The sequence below is a fragment of the Micromonospora sp. NPDC048169 genome (assembly GCF_040652815.1).
Classification (GTDB): Bacteria; Actinomycetota; Actinomycetes; order Mycobacteriales; family Micromonosporaceae; genus Micromonospora.
Window position 1 is genome coordinate 38,800 of record NZ_JBEZMS010000028.1, and the last position, 16,167, is coordinate 54,966.

Sequence of the window (16,167 nt, forward strand, 5' to 3'; positions counted from 1 at the left end):
ACCGGCCGGCGTCCTCTCCTGCGAGGGTGCCGGCCGGTCGCGTACCCAGGGAATTTTCAGCTTGTGGCAGCGCTCCCACCTGCGGATTCGGCCAGGCCGGGGGAGCGGCGGTCGATGCGGCCGGTTTCGGTTTTCGATGCGTCGGGCACTTAGCGGGCACGACAGCAAACGCACAGAACGTGCGAAATCGTTTAGGAGGACCGACCGTGGAGTTCACCGTCTGGGGCATCATCACCGCGCTCGTCGTGGGTCTGATCGTCGGCGCGCTGGGCCGGCTGGTCGTGCCGGGCCGTCAGAACATGCCGATGTGGCTGCACATGGTGATCGGCGTCGGCGCCGCGCTGCTGGGTACCGTCCTGGCCCGCGCGCTCGGCATCGCCACGCAGACCGCCGGCATCGACTGGGCCGAGCTGGCCGTGCAGGTCGTGCTCGCCGCCATCGGTGTGGCCCTGGTGGCCGGCGTCGGCCGCCGCCGCAGCGTCTCGCGTTACTGATCGACGCACCACGCGCCTCGACGGGCGCCCGGCCGCACCGGCCGGGCGCCCGTCGGCGCATTCGGCGCATTGAACCCTGTCGGTGCGCCGGGCCCGCCCGCCGCGCCGGGTTTCGGGGCGAAGTAGCAGGTCAGGGTACGTCTGAACAATTCGTCACCGGAGTCGGTTTGGATTTCCGGGCGGTCGGGAACTTAGCGATCACGACAGTAACCACACAGGAATGTGTGACCCGATCTTAAGGAGGAGGGCGACCATGGAGCTCACCGTTTGGGGCATCATCACGGCGCTGGTCGTTGGTCTGATCGTCGGCGCGCTGGGCCGGCTGGTCGTGCCGGGCCGTCAGAACATGCCGATCTGGCTGCACATGCTGATCGGTGTCGGCGCCGCGCTTCTGGGCACGATCGTGGCCCGGGCCTCCGGCTTCGCCGAGACCGCCGGTATCGACTGGCGCGAGCTGATGCTGCAGGTGCTGTTCGCCGCGATCGGCGTGGCCCTGGTGGCCGGCGTCGGCCGTCGCCGCGGCGTCTCGCGCTACTGACCCCGCACCCCGCGCCTCGACGGGCGCCCGGCCTCACCGGCCGGGCGCCCGTCGGCGTATGCGGGGGCTCCGAACAGCCCGGTCGGCATCGATGTCGGCCGGGCTCCGGCTGCGATACGGTCGCCTGTGCCCTCCGTCACGCACACCCCCTGTTGTAAAGGAAATTTTCCTACTAAGGTGCGGCGGAGAAGGTTAGTGCCAAACGGCCCTGAGGGAGATATGGCGTGAACAGGTGGAAGCGGCTGGCTCCGGTCACCGCCATCGTGGCGTCGGCCGCGTTGGTGCTGACCGCGTGCGGTGGCTCCGGCGACGACGACAGCGCCGCCGACAACAGCAAGCTCACTGTGTGGATGATGGGTGAGGGCGGCGACGCCCAGACCACGTTCCTCGACGGCGTCGAGGCGGAGTTCAAGAAGAAGCACCCCGAGACCGACGTCGTGGTGCAGTACATCCCCTGGCTCGAAGCGCCGAAGAAGTTCCAGGCCGCGCTGGCCGGCGGCGAGGGCCCGGACGTCACCGAGCTGGGTAACACCGAGACCCAGGGCTGGGCCGCGCAGGAGGCCCTGGCCGATGTCTCGGACAAGTTCAACGGCTGGTCCGAGGGCAAGGACATCCTGCCCGACCTGGTCAAGAACGCCCAGCTGGACGGCAAGCAGTACGGCGTGCCGTGGTACGCCGGCGTACGCGCCGTCTACTACCGCACCGACTGGTTCGCCGAGGCCGGCGTGAAGCCGCCGACGAACTGGGAGGAGATGGTCGCCGCCGCGAAGGCCGTGCAGGCCAAGAAGCCCGGCACCTATGGCATCGCCCTGCCCGGCAACTCCGAGCTGCCGTTCTACTCCTTCCTCTGGGGTGCCGGCGCGGAGATCGCCACCAAGGAGGGCGACAGCTGGAAGTCCGGCTACAACACCCCCGAGGCGCAGAAGGCGGTCAAGTTCTGGACCGACCTGGTGACCGTGCACAAGGTCGCCCCGCCGGCCGCCGCCGGGTGGAACGAGGTCGACGCCCGTACCCAGTTCGCCACCGGCAAGGCCGCCATGGCGTTCGCCGGTAGCTGGCAGGGCGGCGCGATGAAGAAGGACAACCCCGACATCGAGAAGGTGTGGGGCACGTTCCCGATCCCCGGCCCGGACGGCAAGGCCGCCCCGGCGTTCGCCGGCGGCTCCGACATCGCCATCTGGAAGGACAGTAAGCGGGCGGCGCTGGCCTGGGACTACATGACCGTGCTGCTGAGCAAGCAGAAGGACAAGGAGTTCGCCAGCAGCCTCGGCTTCTTCCCGGTCTACCAGGATCTGGTGAGCAGCGGCGACTACGCCAACGACAAGGTGATGGCCGCGTTCGCCACCGCCATCCAGAACACCAAGCTGACCCCGCTCACCCCGAAGTGGGTCGAGGTCAGCCGGACCAAGACGGTGACCCAGGCGATGAACAGCTCGGTCATCAAGGGCCAGAAGACGGTCGAGAAGGCCACCGCCGACGCGGCCACCGAGATCGAAAGCATCCTCAACGCCAAGTGACCACGCTGACCAAGGCCACCGGCGAGGCCGCCGCGCGGGAGACCCCCGCGCGGCGGCGCCGTCGCCGGGTGGACCACCTTCCGTACCTGCTCCTGCTGCCCTGCCTGGCGATCATCGCCGTGTTGCTGCTCTGGCCGCTCGGCCAGGTCGTGTGGATGTCCTTCCACAAGCTGGACAGCGTCCGGCAGCTGCGCGGCGACCGCGAGTGGCCGTGGGTCGGCCTGGCCAACTACGCGCAGATCCTCGGCGACCCGTTCTTCCGTACGGTGCTGCGCAACACGGTGCTGTTCGCGCTCGCCAACGTGGCGCTCACGATGATCCTCGGCACCCTGGTCGGGCTGCTGCTCAACCGCCTGGGCAAGAAGATGGCCACGTTCGTGGCGAGCTGCGTGATGCTCGCCTGGGCCACCCCGGCGCTGACCGGCACGATCGTCTGGAAGTGGATCTTCGACGACACGAGTGGCCTGGTCACCTGGCTGTTCAACAAGCTCCCCGACGGGCTCTCCACGGCCCTGTTCGGGCGCAGCGACTGGACCGGGTACGGCTGGTTCAACGACCCGCTGCTGTTCTTCGCCATCCTGACGCTGGTGGTGGTCTGGCACTCGTTCCCGTTCATTGCGGTGAGCGTGCTGGCCGGGCTCAAGAGCGTGCCGACGGAGTTGCAGGAGGCGGCCCGGGTCGACGGCGCCGGGCCGTGGAAGGTGTTCTGGTCGGTCACGTTCCCGGTCCTGCGGCCGGTCTTCGGCATCCTCGTGGTGCTCTCCACGATCTGGGACTTCAAGGTCTTCACCCAGCAGTTCGTGCTGGCCGGCGGCACCCAGGACCGGTCGACGTTCATGCTGTCGATCTACTCGTACGCGGAGGCGTTCTCGCCGCCGCCCAAGTACGGCCTCGGCTCGGCCATCGCGGTCATCCTCACCGTGATCCTGCTCGTGGTGACCGCCCTGTACGTCCGCATGGTGCTGCGGCAGGAGGACGAATGATGAAGAAGATCGCCCTCAACGGCGCGGGCCTGCTGGTCGCGCTCTTCGCCGCGTTCCCGGTCTACTGGATGGTGGCGACCTCGCTGAAGCCCAACCGGGAGATCTTCTCGTCCACGCCCCGGCCGGTGCCGGCGGAGCCGACGCTGGAGCACTACCGGGAGATCCTCACCGGCAACCTCATCCCGGGCGTGACGTTCGCCGACTTCTTCCTCAACAGCGCGCTCGTCGCGCTGGTGACGGTGCTGCTGAGCGGGCTGGTCGCGCTGCTCGCCGCGACCGCCGTGGCCCGGTTCCGGTTCAAGCTGCGCACCACGTTCCTGATCATGCTGCTGGTGGTGCAGATGATCCCGCTGGAGGCGCTTGTCATCCCGCTGTTCCTGATGATCCAGCGGCTCGGCCTCTACAACACGCTGCCCAGCCTGATCCTCACGTACCTCGGTTTCTCACTGCCGTTCGCGGTCTGGATGCTGCGCGGCTTCGTCGCGGCGGTGCCGAAGGAACTGGAGGAGGCCGCCGCCATCGACGGGGCCAGCCGGGCCCAGACGTTCCGCAAGGTGCTGTTCCCGCTCGTCGCGCCCGGCCTGGTCGCCACCAGCATCTTCTCGTTCATCACCGCCTGGAACGAGCTGATCTTCGCGTTGACCTTCATCAACGACCAGCAGAAGTACACCCTGCCGGTGGCCATGACGTTCTTCTTCGGCCGCGACGACACCGCCTGGGGCTCGGTGATGGCCGCGTCCACGCTGTTCACCCTGCCGGTGATCGTGTTCTTCCTGCTGGTGCAGCGCCGGATGGTCTCCGGCCTGGTCGCCGGAGCGGTGAAGGGCTGAGCGCCGGGGCGATCCGGCGCCGGTCAGGCGGCGAACACCTCGGCGCGTACCTCGGTGGCCGGGTCGCCCTTCACCCGGGCCCAGGAGCCCTGCTCGGCGGTCCACTCCAGGTTGCCGAAGCGGACCTTCTTCACGCCGTGGTCGTCGGCGTGCGAGACCAGCCAGTGCGCGTACCGCCAGCCGTTGCGGTCGTCACCGGCCGGCACGGTGAGCGCGGTCAGGTCCGTCGCCGTGGGCAGCCGGGGCAGCCCCCAGTCCAGCGACAGGCTCTCCAGCACGGCGCTGGCGGCGGCCGGGCCGCGCATCGTCGGCGGTGAGGAGACGGTGCAGGCCACCGCGCCGGTCGCGTGGCCGAGCAGCGCCCGGGTGAGGACCTCCGACTCGTCCGCCCACTTCTCGTACGCCTCGGGGAACGCCGACCGCTGCACCCGCTGGGCGGCGTCGGTGACCCGCATCCGCTCCCAGCCCTTGACCTTCTTCAGCGCGGCGTAGAACTTGTTCGTCGAGTACCGCGGGTCCTGCACCTGCTCCGGGGTGCCCCAGCCCTGGCTCGGGCGCTGCTGGAACAGGCCGAGCGAGTCGCGGTCGCCGTGCGCGATGTTGCGCAGGTGCGACTCCTGGTACGCGGTCGCCAGCGCCACCACCACCGCCCGCTCGGGCATCCTGCGTTGCATCCCGATGGCCGCGATGGTGGCCGCGTTCGCCATCTGGTCGGCGCCGAGCACCACCTCGCCGTCCGCCTTGACCGTGCAGGTCCGGCTGGCCAGCGGCAGCCGCAGGTGCTCGCCGAACTGCTTGGTCACGACATAGACCGCGAGCAGTGCCAGCACGCACACCGCCACACCGGCCGCCACGATCGCCCCTCGCGTCCGCACCCGCACCCCCTGTTCCGACAGTCCGACAAGCGTACGTCCCATCCGCCGGCGCGGGCCTCGGCCGACCGGCGGGCCCCAGGTCGGCTCACCCGGGGCCCGCCGTACGGCTCAGTCGCCGGCGGGCACCCAGGCGGCAGGACGCTTCTCCCGGAACGCCATCACGCCCTCGCGCCCCTCGTCGGAGAGGAAGTACCCGGTGGACAGCGCGGCCAACTCGGCGATCTCGGCCCGCAGGTCAGGCCCGGCGGGCCGGCGCAGCAGCTCCTTCGCCCCGGCCAGTGCCCCGGGCGCGCCCCTGACGAGCGAGTCGCAGTAGCGCGCGACTGCGGCGTCCAGCTCGTCGGCCGGCACCGCGGCGGTGACCAGGCCGATCTCGGCGGCGCGGCGGCCGTCGAACGTGTCGCCGGTCAGGTACAGCTCGGCGGCGGCGCGCTGACCCAGCCGGGGCAGCACGGTCGCCGAGATCACCGCCGGGATCACCCCGATCCGCACCTCGGTGAACGCGAACGTCGCCTCCCGCGCGCAGACCGCCAGGTCGGCGGCGGCGATCAGGCCCAGCCCACCGGCCCGGGCCGGGCCGGCCACCTTCGCCACCACCGGCTTCGGGCATTCCCGCACCGCCACCAGCACGTCGCCGAGCATCCCGGCGGGCACGGTGCCGCTGGCGTACGCGGCGGCGGTCTCCTTCAGGTCGGCGCCGGAGCAGAAGACCGGGCCGGTGTGGTCGAGCACGATCGCGCGTACCGCGTCGTCGGCGACCGCGTCGGCCAGCCCGGCCAGCAGCTGGGTCATCAGGGGCGTGGAGAGCGCGTTGCGATTGTGCGGGCTGTCCAGGGTGAGGGTGGTCACCCCACGGGCCGTGGCGACTCGCACGAGAGCGTCCGGAGAGGTCATGCCGGGCACACTAGTGGCCATGCCCGGCGTCCTTCCAGAAGGCGAACCCGTCCCGCGCGACGGATCGCTGCCCGCCACCGCCCGTCGCGCCGTCGGCGCGCGCGGCTTCGGCGTGTACGTCCACGTCCCGTTCTGCGCCAGCCGGTGCGGTTACTGCGACTTCAACACGTACACCGCCGCGGAGCTGGGCGGCGGGGCGAGCCGGGAGACGTACGCCGACTCCGTGCTGGCCGAACTGGCGCTGGCCGCCCGGGTGCTGGGCGACTCGTCGCCGCAGCGGGTGGACACCGTGTTCGTCGGCGGCGGCACGCCGACCCTGCTGCCCGCCGACGACCTGGCCCGGATCCTCGACGGCATCGACCGCGTCTGGGGGCTGGCCGCCGACGCCGAGGTGACCACCGAGGCCAACCCCGAGTCGGTGAGCCCGGAGTCGCTCAAGACGCTGCGGGCGGCCGGCTACACCCGGATCTCGCTGGGCATGCAGTCCGCCGCGCCGGGGGTGCTCGCGGTGCTCGACCGGCGGCACAGCGCGGGCCGGGCCGCCGCCGCCGCGCTGGAGGCCCGCGACGCCGGGTTCGAGCACGTCAACCTGGACCTGATCTACGGCACGCCGGGCGAGACAGCAGAGGACTTCGCCACCTCGCTGGCCCAGGTGGTCGACGCCGGGGTGGACCACGTCAGCGCGTACGCCCTGATCGTGGAGGACGGCACCCGGCTGGCCGCGCGGATGCGCCGGGGCGAGCTGCCGTACCCCTCCGACGACGTGGCGGCGGACCGTTACCTGGCCGCGGAGGAGGCGCTCGGCGCGGCCGGATTCTCCTGGTACGAGGTGTCGAACTGGGCCCGCTCGGCGGCGGCCCGGTGCCGGCACAACCTGCTCTACTGGACCGGCGCCGACTGGTGGGGCCTGGGCCCGGGGGCGCACAGCCACGTCGGCGGCGTGCGCTGGTGGAACGTCAAGCACCCGAGCGCGTACGCGGCGCGGCTGGCCGAGGGCGCCTCGCCCGCACTGGCCCGGGAACAGCTCAGCCCGGACGAACAGCACATGGAGGACGTGATGCTGCGGGTGCGGCTCGCCTCCGGGCTGCCGCTGGACGTGCTGGACGCCGCCGGCCGGACGGGCGCCGAGCGGGCCCGGGACGCCGGGCTGCTCGACGCCGGGGCGTACGCGCGAGGGCTTGTGGTGCTGACGCTGCGCGGCCGGCTGCTGGCCGACGCGGTGGTACGCGACCTGCTGCCGTGACCGGCACCGGCCGGCCGCCCCCTCGGCCGGCCGGCGGTGTCACTTGACGAAGTTGTAGGTCATCGGATAGCGGTAGAGCACGCCCTCGTTGGCCTTGACCCCGCCGATGATCCCGAAGATCAGCGGCACCAGCCAGACCAGCATCGGGACGAAGAACAGGATCCCGCAGGTGATGACCGTGATCACCCAGGCGAGCACGCTGGCGATGGTCCAGGTGATCTGGAAGTTCAGCGCCGAGACCGCGTGGGCGCGGACGGTCGGCGACTGCTGACCCCGGGTCATCATCGCGATCAGCGGGGCGACCCAGCCGAGCAGGCCGCCGCCGACGATGACACCGGCCGCGCCGCCGAAGTGCGCCACCAGGGCCCACGTCTTCTCGTCGCTGTTCGCGTATCCGGCGGGGCCGTAGCCGCCACCGGCGGGGTAGCCGGCGCCGTAGCCGGGCGTGCCGCCCGGCGGGGGGTAGCCGCCCGGAGGCGGATAGTCGCCGGGCGGGGGATAGCCGCCGGCACCCGGAGCCCCGGACAGTGGAGCGGTGGGCGGTTCGCTGCCCGGCGACGAGCCGTATGGCGCCGACGGGTCGGGCTGGGGTCCGTAGTCCCCTGCCCCCGGTGGGCGAGGAGGTTCAGTCATGGTCGCCACGGTAGGTGCACGGGTCAACTCGCACCAGAGCGACACAGACCGACGATGACCGGCTGTTCGGGCCGATCGGGCCGGGCCGTGTGGCGGGCCGCACCGCGGGTCCGTCAGGCGCTCGTCGCGTCGGCGGGGGTGCCGACGTAGACTGGCACTCGCTACAGTCGAGTGCCAGCCGCCCGGCGGATGCCGCGCGCCGGCCCGACCGAGCTGCGTCAGGAGGTGGGACATGGGTCTCGACGACCGCAAACTCGCCGTGCTGCGCGCGATCGTCGAGGACTACGTCGCCACGCAGGAGCCGGTCGGCAGCAAGGCCCTCGTCGAACGGCACCAGCTCGGTGTCTCGCCGGCCACCGTGCGCAACGACATGGCGGTGCTGGAGGAGGAGGGCTACATCCGGCAGCCGCACACCAGCGCCGGCCGGGTGCCCACCGACCGCGGCTACCGCCTCTTCGTCGACCGGCTCTCCCGGGTCAAGCCGCTGAGCCCGGCCGAGCGTCGGGCGATCGAGCGCTTCCTCGTCGGCGCCGTCGACCTGGACGACGTGGTGCACCGCACGGTCCGGCTGCTCGCGCAGCTCACCCGGCAGGTCGCCGTGGTGCAGTACCCGAGCCTGGCCCGCTCCAAGGTGCGCCACCTGGAGCTGGTGCCGATCTCCACCACCCGGCTGATGGTCGTCATGATCGCCGACACCGGCCGGGTCGAGCAGCGGCTGGTCGAGCTGCCCGCCCCGGTGCCCGCCGACGACGTGACCGACCTGCGCCGGCTGGTGAACGAGAAACTCGTCGGCTGCCAGCTCGCCGAGACGCCGCCGCTGGTGCAGGCGCTCGTCGAGGAGTCCGCGCCGCATCTGCGCCCGGCCATGACGACGCTCTCCACAGTGCTGCTGGAAACCCTCGTGGAACGGCACGAGGAACGCCTCGCGCTGGCCGGGCAGGCCAACCTCACCCGGGGTGGCCTGCTCGACTTCCAGGGTTCGCTGCGGCCCATCCTGGAGGCGCTCGAAGAAGAGGTCGTACTGCTCAAGCTGATCGGCGAGACGGAGCCGAGCACCACCCGGGTGCTCATCGGCGACGAGAACGAATTCGACAACCTGCGGGCCGCCTCGGTGGTCAGCACCGGCTACGGACCGGGCAGCACGATCGTCGGTGGTCTCGGCGTGCTCGGGCCGACCCGGATGGACTACCCCGGCAATATCGCCATGGTGAGAGCCGTGGCACGCTACGTGGGCGAACTGCTGGCCCAGAACTGACCAGTCAGGGCCGACGGCCGGTTCCGGCCGACGACCGGAGCGACGCGAGACGAACATGAGGACACCTAACGCAGTGGCCAGGGACTACTACGGCATTCTCGGCGTGAGCCGGGACGCCTCCGACGACGAGATCAAGCGCGCCTACCGCAAGCTGGCGCGGCAGTTCCACCCGGACGTCAATCCGGACCCGGAGGCCCAGGAGAAGTTCAAGGACATCAACGCCGCGTACGAGGTCCTCTCGGACGACCGGAAGCGGCAGATCGTCGACCTGGGTGGCGACCCGCTCGCCCCGGGCGGCGGTGGCATGGGCGGTCCGGGCGGGCCCGGCGGCGCCGGTCCGTTCGTCGGCTTCCAGGACATCATGGACGCGTTCTTCGGCGGCGCCGCGGGCGGCAGCCGGGGGCCGCGTCCGCGTACCCGCCCCGGCGCGGACGCGATCCTGCGCCTGGAACTGGATCTCAACGAGACCGCGTTCGGTGTCGAGGCGCCGATCACCGTCGACACCGCTGTGCTCTGCACCACCTGCTCCGGCGCCGGCACCGCCGCCGGCACCCACCTGGCGACCTGCGAGGCGTGCGGTGGCCGGGGCGAGGTGCAGTCGGTGCAGCGGACCTTCCTCGGCCAGGTGGTCTCCGCCCGGCCGTGCACCGTCTGCCAGGGCTACGGCACCACCATCCCGCACCCCTGCCCGACGTGCGCCGGTGACGGCCGGGTGCGTACCCGCCGCTCGCTGACCGTCAAGATCCCGGCCGGGGTCGAGGACGGCATGCGGATCCGGCTCGCCCAGCAGGGCGAGGTCGGCCCGGGTGGCGGCACCGCTGGTGACCTCTACGTCGAGATCCACGAGCGGCCGCACGACGTCTACTCCCGCAAGGGCGACGACCTGCACTGCCGGGTCACCGTCCCGATGACCGCCGCCGCGCTCGGCACCCGGCTGACCATCAAGACGCTGGACAGCGAGGAAGCCGTCGACGTCAAGCCCGGCACCCAGCCCGGCAGCACGCTGCGGCTGCGCGCCCGGGGCGTACCGCACCTGCGCGGCACCGGCCGGGGTGACCTCTACGTGCACCTGGACGTGCGTACCCCGACCAAGCTCGACGCCGACCAGGAGCGGATGCTGCGCGACTTCGCCAAGACGCGCGGCGAGGAGGTCGCCGAGCTGACCAAGCAGGGCGGCTTCTTCTCCCGGATGCGCGACGCCTTCAACGGGCACGCCTGAGGTGTCCGCCCCGCTGTTCCTGGTCGAGGCGCTGCCCACCGCTGACACGCTGACGCTGGACGGCCCGGAGGGCCACCACGCGGCCACCGTGCAGCGGCTGCGCGTCGGTGAGGAACTGCTGCTCGCCGACGGCCGGGGCGGCACCGCCGCCGCCGTGGTCACCGCCGTCGGCCGCGGGACGCTCGACCTGCGGGTCACCAGCCGGGGGTACGCGGACGCGCCGGTGCCCCGGCTGGTCGTGGTGCAGGGCATCGCCAAGGGCGACCGGGGCGAACTCGCCGTGCAGGCGATGACCGAGGTCGGGGTGGACGAGATCGTGCCCTGGGCGGCGTCCCGCTCGGTGGCGCAGTGGCGCGGCGAACGGGGCGAACGGGCCCGGCAGAAGTGGGTCGCGACCGCCCGGGAGGCGGCCAAGCAGGCCCGCCGCCCGTGGCTGCCGGTGGTGGCCGGCGCACCTGACGAGTCCACCGCCTCGGTGGCCCGCCGGATCGCCGGTGCGGCCGGCGCGTTCGTGCTGCACGAGGGCGCCCGGGACCGGCTGACCACAGTCGACCTGCCGACGGCCGGCGAGATCGTGCTCGTGGTCGGGCCGGAGGGCGGCATCGCCGATCACGAGCTGGCCACCTTCACCGACGCGGGTGCCCGCCCGGTCCGCCTGGGCCCGACGGTCCTGCGCACGTCCACAGCAGGCGTGGCCGCCCTGACAGTCCTGGCCACCCGCCTGACCCACTGGTAACCCCCCCCCGGGCGTTCTCCCCGCACGCGTCGATCTTGCAGGTTCGGCCCGCGTGGCGTCTCTTTTGTGACGTTTTGCCGGGGCTGAGGGTGCAAGACCGCCGGGGTCGGGGTGGGTCAGGAGCGGAGGTAGGAGGCGCCGTTCAGGTCGATGATCGTGCCTGCCGCCCACTCGGCCTCGGGGCTCGCCAGCCAGTGCACCGCCCCGGCGATCTCCTCCGGCCGGGCGACCCGGTGGAACGGGGACTGGGCGCGTACCGCCTCGCCCCGCTCGGCCTTCAGGTGCTCGTTCGTCATGTCGGTCTCGACGAAACCGGGTGCCACGCAGGCCACCCCGATGCCGTACGGCGCCAGCGCCACCGCCAGCGACTGGGCCATCGCGTTCATCCCCGCCTTGCTGGCCCCGTACGCCGGGTTGGCCGGCTCGCCCCGGAACGCGCCCCGGGACGACACGTTCACGATCCGGCCCCCGCGTTCGCGCATGTGCTGCGCGGCGCACCAGGCGGCGTTCGCGGCGCCGACCAGGTTGGTGTCCAGCACCTCCCGCCACCGTGCCCGCCACTGCTCGTAGCTGCTCTCGAAGACCGGGTGCGGGGGATCGGCCGGCCCGAACACGCCGGCGTTGTTCACCAGCACGTCGAGGCCGCCGAGCCGCTGGGCCGCCTCGTCCACCATGGCGCGTACCGCGTCGGGGTCGGCCATGTCCGCGCGGACCACGACGTGCCCGTCACCGGGCAGTTCGGCGCGCAGCCGCCCGGCCAGCTCGGCCGAGTCCCGGTGGTGGATCGCCACCCGGTCCCCGCTCGCGGCGAACGCCCGCGCCACCGCCCGCCCGATGCCCCGCGAGGCCCCCGTCACCAGCACCGCCCGTCCCGTCATGGCGGCCATCCTGCCGCACCGGGCCGGTCCGTCCGGCGGTGCCCCCGCCGCGCTCTGCGCCCTCTCCTTACACTGCTGCGATGGACTGCCTCTTCTGCCGGATCGTCGCCGGGGAGATCCCGGCCACCATCGTCCGCGAGACCGCCACCACGCTGGCCTTCCGCGACATCGACCCGAAGGCGCCCACCCACGTGCTGGTGATCCCGAAGGAGCACTACGCGGACGTGGCCACGCTGGCCCAGGGCGCACCCGAGCTGGCCGGCGAGGTGCTCCAGACCGCCGCCGTGGTGGCCGAGGAGGAGGGCCTGACCGTGGACGGGTTCCGGCTGATGTTCAACACCGGCCCGTACGGCGGCCAGGAGGTCTTCCACGTGCACGCCCACCTGCTCGGCGGCGCGCCACTCGGCCCGATGCTCTGCCGATGACCGACGTGTCCGACCGGCTCGGCCGGATGGTCCGCCAGGCCCAGGCCACCGGGCGGATCCCGGCGGTTTCGGCCGCCCTGCACCGGGCCGACCGGCCGCTGTGGACGTGCGCCGTCGGCGACACCGGCAACGACACCGCGCTCGGGCCGGAGACGGTGTTCCGGATCGGCTCGGTCACCAAGACCTTCACCGCGGCGCTGGTCATGCAGTGCCGCGACGACGGCCTGCTCGACCTCGACGACCCGATCGGGCGGCACCTCGACCTGCCCGCGCACGGCGACGCGACAGTACGCCGGCTGCTGTCGCACACCGCCGGCCTGCAACGCGAGCCGCACGGCGACGTGTGGGACAGCCTGCGCGCCCCGGCCGTCGACGAGCTGCTGGCCGGCCTGGCCCGGGTCGAGCGGGTGCTGCCCGCCGGTCGCCGCTTCCACTACTCCAACCTCGGCCTGGCGCTGCTCGGCGAGACTGTCGCCCGGCTGCGCGGCGGCACCTGGGCGGAGGTGCTGGCCGACCGGGTGCTCACCCCGCTCGGGCTGACCGCCACCGGCCCGCAGCCGACCGGGCGCGCCGCCACCGGGTTCCTGGTCGACGCGTACTCCGACGAGGCCCACCCGGAACCGCCCACCGACTTCGGCGCGGTGGCCCCCGCCGCGCAGCTCTGGAGCACCGCGACGGACATGGCCCGCTGGGCCGCGTTCCTGGCCGACCCGGCGGCGGTGGACCCGGACGGCGCGGTGCTCGCCGCGACGACGGTCGAGGAGATGCGCTGGCCGCTCACCCCCACCGACGAGTCGGTCTGGTCGGCCGGCTTCGGGCTGGGGCTGATCCTGATCCCGCAGCCGGAGCGGGTGACCCACGTCGGCCACGACGGCGCGATGCCCGGATTCCTCGCCGCCGTCTACGGGCGGCGCGGCGGGCAGGGCACCGCCGGGGCGATGGGCGCTGCGGTGCTCGGCTCGTCCGGCACCGGCGTGGAGGTGTTCGACCTGGCACACCGGCTGCTCGCCGCCGCCGCCGAGCACGACCCGGCGGAGATCGAGCCGTGGCGTCCCGGCCCGCCCGCCCCGGCCCACCTGCGCGGCGTGCTGGGCCGCTGGTGGGGCGAGGGCTTCGAGTACGTCTTCTCCTGGCACGACGGGACGCTGCGGGCGCGGGGCGCGGACGACCCGGCCGGGCGGCCGCCCGCCGTGTTCGCGCCGCTGCCGGACCGGCCGGACGTGTTCCGCACGGTCTCCGGCCGCGAGGCGGGGGAGCTGCTGCGGCTGACCCGCGACGAACGGGGCGTGGTGGTCCGGATGCACTGGGCGACCTACCGCTTCACCCGCGCCCAGGAGACCTTCGACGGGTACGACTTCCGCGCCGGCGGCTGACCGCCGGGCACCCGAAATGGGCGCGGTGCGTACGGTGCCGACCCGATACGATGGAGGTAACCGTACGCCGTGCCAGCAGGGCCCGGCGCCGAGTAGCGGAGAGCAGGTGGCGCAGGGCCCGACGGCCCGACCTATGACCGGCACCCCACCTCCCGGCACGCCGCGTGTGCAGACCAGGATCACGGTCGGAGACCAGAAGATCATGGTGAACCTGCTCGGCGCGGGCGACGAGATCCTGCGGCTCGTCGAGCGCTCGATCGACAGCGACGTCCACGTCCGCGGCAACGAGATCACCATCACCGGCGCCCCGGCCGACAACGCCCTCGCCGAGCGCCTCTTCAGTGAGCTGCTCGAACTGATCGAGAAAGGCGAGACCCTGACCACAGACGCGGTACGGCGTACCGTCGGCATGCTCGAGCAGGGCGGCACCGAGCGGCCCGCCGAAGTGCTGACGCTCAACATCCTCTCCCGGCGCGGCCGCACCATCCGTCCCAAGACGCTGGGCCAGAAGAAGTACGTCGACGCGATCGACGCACACACCATCGTCTTCGGCATCGGCCCGGCGGGTACCGGCAAGACGTACCTGGCCATGGCGAAGGCCGTGCAGGCGCTCCAGGCCAAGCAGGTCAACCGGATCATCCTGACCCGGCCGGCGGTCGAGGCGGGGGAGCGGCTGGGCTTCCTGCCCGGGACCCTGAACGAGAAGATCGACCCCTACCTGCGCCCGCTCTACGACGCGCTGCACGACATGCTCGACCCGGAGACCATCCCGAAGCTGATGGCCGCCGGCACGATCGAGGTGGCGCCGCTGGCATACATGCGCGGGCGGGCCCAGCCCTACGACGCCCGGGTGCTGACCCCGGAGGGCTTCCGGCCGTTCGGCTCGCTCCAGGTCGGTGACCTGGTCATCGGCTCGAACGGGACGCCCACGCCGGTGATCGGCATCTACCCCCAAGGCCAGAAGCAGGTCTACCGGGTCACCACCCAGGACGGCGCGTCCACGCTCTGCTGCGGCGAGCACCTGTGGACCGTAGCCACGCCGGACGACAAACGTCGCGGCCGGCGGCGCACGATCGAGACGCAGGAGATGATCGGCAAGGAGTGGCGAGGCCACACCCGTCGCTACGAACTCCCGCTCGTCGCGCCGGTGCAGATGGAGCCGCGGGCGGTTCCGCTCGACCCGTACGCGCTCGGGCTGCTGCTCGGCGACGGCACGATCTCGTCCCGCGCCACGCCGGCCTTCCGCACTGCCGACCCGGAGCTGGCGACCGCGCTGGAGGATGCGCTCGTCGACATCCAACTGGTTCGCAAGGGTGACTACGACTACGTCCTCCGGCACGTCAACGGGCACCGCGGCGGCGTGATCGTGGCGAACCCGGTGACGGTGGCCGTCCGCGAACTGGGGCTGGCCGGGGCCACCTCGGGCACGAAGTTCGTCCCCGAGGTCTACAAGAACAACAGCGTCGGCGTCCGGCTGGCGGTCCTGCAAGGGCTGCTGGACACCGACGGCGGGCCGGTCACCCAGGCCGGACGCACGTGCCGTGTGCAGTACTCGACCACGTCTCCCCGGTTGTGCGACGACGTGGTCCACCTGGTCGAGTCGCTCGGAGGGGTGGCCACGGCACGGGTTCGTCCCGCCGAGGGACGCAAGCCCGGTCTGGCGAAAGGCCGGCCGGTTCCGTACCGGTCCGACGCCTATGTCGTGGAGATCCGGCTGCCCGCCGGTATCGCGCCGTTCCGCCTGTCGCGCAAGCGCCGGCTCTACGACGAGCACGGTGGCCGGCCGATGCGGTTCATCGACTCGATCATCCCGGCAGGGGTGCGGGAGACGATGTGCATCCAGGTCGCGGCGGAGGACTCGCTCTACGTCACCGACGACTTCCTGGTGACTCACAACACGCTCAACGACGCGTTCATCATCCTGGACGAGGCGCAGAACACCACGCCCGAGCAGATGAAGATGTTCCTCACCCGGCTCGGCTTCGGCTCCAAGATCGTCGTCACCGGCGACGTCACCCAGGTGGACCTTCCCGGCGGGACGACCAGCGGCCTGCGGGTGGTCCGGGAGATCCTGAACAACGTCGAGGACGTGCACTTCGCCCAGCTCTCCAGCTCCGACGTGGTGCGCCACAAGCTGGTGGGCGACATCGTCGACGCGTACGCCCGCTGGGACGCCGAGCGGGAGAACCAGCAGGCGCAGAGCGTGCACGCCGTGCCGGGCCGGACGGCCCAGGGCAGCCGGCCGGGCCGGCGCCGCTAACCACCAGAGGAAGA

At 72.2% G+C, this 16,167-nt stretch carries 15 protein-coding genes and 3 pseudogenes; 14 read left to right on the plus strand and 4 right to left on the minus strand.

Features of this window, described 5'->3' with window-relative positions; all coding sequences use genetic code 11:
• Window positions 1–206 precede the first annotated feature (206 nt).
• From AB0D28_RS22080 to AB0D28_RS22100, 5 genes are all read left to right on the plus strand, one after another.
• Window positions 207–494 (plus strand): GlsB/YeaQ/YmgE family stress response membrane protein, encoded by a 288-nt coding sequence (locus AB0D28_RS22080; RefSeq protein WP_116507974.1) that lies wholly within the window; start codon window positions 207–209, stop codon window positions 492–494.
• A gap of 253 nt (window positions 495–747) precedes the next feature.
• Window positions 748–1,032, plus strand: coding sequence for a transglycosylase (locus AB0D28_RS22085; RefSeq protein WP_013287983.1), 285 nt, complete (start codon window positions 748–750; stop codon window positions 1,030–1,032).
• 224 nt (window positions 1,033–1,256) lie between these two features.
• A complete protein-coding gene (locus AB0D28_RS22090) occupies window positions 1,257–2,549 on the plus strand; it encodes a sugar ABC transporter substrate-binding protein (protein WP_357388461.1) in 1,293 nt (430 codons plus the stop codon).
• A complete protein-coding gene (locus tag AB0D28_RS22095; protein WP_357388463.1) occupies window positions 2,546–3,532 on the plus strand; it encodes a sugar ABC transporter permease in 987 nt (328 codons plus the stop codon). Before AB0D28_RS22090 ends, AB0D28_RS22095 begins: the two co-directional genes overlap by 4 nt.
• Window positions 3,529–4,362: a carbohydrate ABC transporter permease gene (locus AB0D28_RS22100; protein WP_357388465.1), complete on the plus strand. Its 834-nt coding sequence runs from the start codon at window positions 3,529–3,531 to the stop codon at window positions 4,360–4,362. Before AB0D28_RS22095 ends, AB0D28_RS22100 begins: the two co-directional genes overlap by 4 nt.
• A 23-nt stretch (window positions 4,363–4,385) precedes the next feature.
• Here the strand turns inward: AB0D28_RS22100 and AB0D28_RS22105 are convergent, their stop codons facing one another.
• Window positions 4,386–5,243, minus strand: a complete 858-nt coding sequence (locus tag AB0D28_RS22105; protein WP_357388467.1) for a hypothetical protein — start codon at window positions 5,241–5,243, stop codon at window positions 4,386–4,388.
• A 102-nt stretch (window positions 5,244–5,345) separates the two neighbouring features.
• Entirely contained in the window at window positions 5,346–6,131 is a 786-nt protein-coding gene (locus tag AB0D28_RS22110) for an enoyl-CoA hydratase-related protein (protein ID WP_357388469.1), read from the minus strand.
• Window positions 6,132–6,150: 19 nt separating this feature from the next.
• Here AB0D28_RS22110 and hemW point away from each other — a divergent pair, with 19 nt between their 5' ends.
• Window positions 6,151–7,374 (plus strand): radical SAM family heme chaperone HemW, encoded by a 1,224-nt coding sequence (gene hemW, locus AB0D28_RS22115; RefSeq protein WP_357388471.1) that lies wholly within the window; start codon window positions 6,151–6,153, stop codon window positions 7,372–7,374.
• Window positions 7,375–7,413: 39 nt separating this feature from the next.
• On the opposite strand, the gene AB0D28_RS22120 is transcribed toward hemW, so the two are convergent.
• Window positions 7,414–8,007, minus strand: a complete 594-nt coding sequence (locus AB0D28_RS22120; RefSeq protein WP_357388473.1) for a DUF4870 domain-containing protein — start codon at window positions 8,005–8,007, stop codon at window positions 7,414–7,416.
• 232 nt (window positions 8,008–8,239) lie between these two features.
• Between AB0D28_RS22120 and hrcA the strand changes: the two genes are divergently transcribed.
• The 3 genes from hrcA (at window position 8,240) to AB0D28_RS22135 (ending at window position 11,217) form a co-directional block, all read left to right on the plus strand.
• On the plus strand, window positions 8,240–9,262 hold the full coding sequence (gene hrcA / locus AB0D28_RS22125) for a heat-inducible transcriptional repressor HrcA (protein ID WP_262015148.1): 1,023 nt from the start codon (window positions 8,240–8,242) through the stop codon (window positions 9,260–9,262).
• Between the two features lie 73 nt (window positions 9,263–9,335).
• Window positions 9,336–10,481 carry a molecular chaperone DnaJ gene (dnaJ, locus tag AB0D28_RS22130; protein WP_269704585.1) on the plus strand — a complete coding sequence of 382 codons (1,146 nt, stop codon included), beginning with the start codon at window positions 9,336–9,338 and terminating at the stop codon, window positions 10,479–10,481.
• A 1-nt stretch (window position 10,482) separates the two neighbouring features.
• Window positions 10,483–11,217: a 16S rRNA (uracil(1498)-N(3))-methyltransferase gene (locus AB0D28_RS22135; protein WP_357388476.1), complete on the plus strand. Its 735-nt coding sequence runs from the start codon at window positions 10,483–10,485 to the stop codon at window positions 11,215–11,217.
• A 116-nt stretch (window positions 11,218–11,333) separates the two neighbouring features.
• On the opposite strand, the gene AB0D28_RS22140 is transcribed toward AB0D28_RS22135, so the two are convergent.
• Window positions 11,334–12,095 (minus strand): SDR family oxidoreductase, encoded by a 762-nt coding sequence (locus AB0D28_RS22140; protein WP_357388478.1) that lies wholly within the window; start codon window positions 12,093–12,095, stop codon window positions 11,334–11,336.
• 80 nt (window positions 12,096–12,175) lie between these two features.
• Between AB0D28_RS22140 and AB0D28_RS22145 the strand changes: the two genes are divergently transcribed.
• The 5 genes and pseudogenes from AB0D28_RS22145 to AB0D28_RS22165 form a co-directional block, all read left to right on the plus strand.
• On the plus strand, window positions 12,176–12,520 hold the full coding sequence (locus AB0D28_RS22145) for a histidine triad nucleotide-binding protein (RefSeq protein WP_013475524.1): 345 nt from the start codon (window positions 12,176–12,178) through the stop codon (window positions 12,518–12,520).
• Window positions 12,517–13,893, plus strand: coding sequence for a serine hydrolase domain-containing protein (locus AB0D28_RS22150; protein WP_357388480.1), 1,377 nt, complete (start codon window positions 12,517–12,519; stop codon window positions 13,891–13,893). Before AB0D28_RS22145 ends, AB0D28_RS22150 begins: the two co-directional genes overlap by 4 nt.
• Window positions 13,894–14,026: 133 nt before the next feature.
• Window positions 14,027–14,722 (plus strand): annotated as a pseudogene (locus tag AB0D28_RS22155) (PhoH family protein); the annotation flags it as partial.
• A gap of 324 nt (window positions 14,723–15,046) precedes the next feature.
• A pseudogene (locus AB0D28_RS22160) lies at window positions 15,047–15,529 on the plus strand (LAGLIDADG family homing endonuclease); the annotation flags it as partial.
• Window positions 15,530–15,790: 261 nt separating this feature from the next.
• A pseudogene (locus AB0D28_RS22165) lies at window positions 15,791–16,153 on the plus strand (PhoH family protein); the annotation flags it as partial.
• Between the last annotated feature and the right edge of the window lie 14 nt (window positions 16,154–16,167).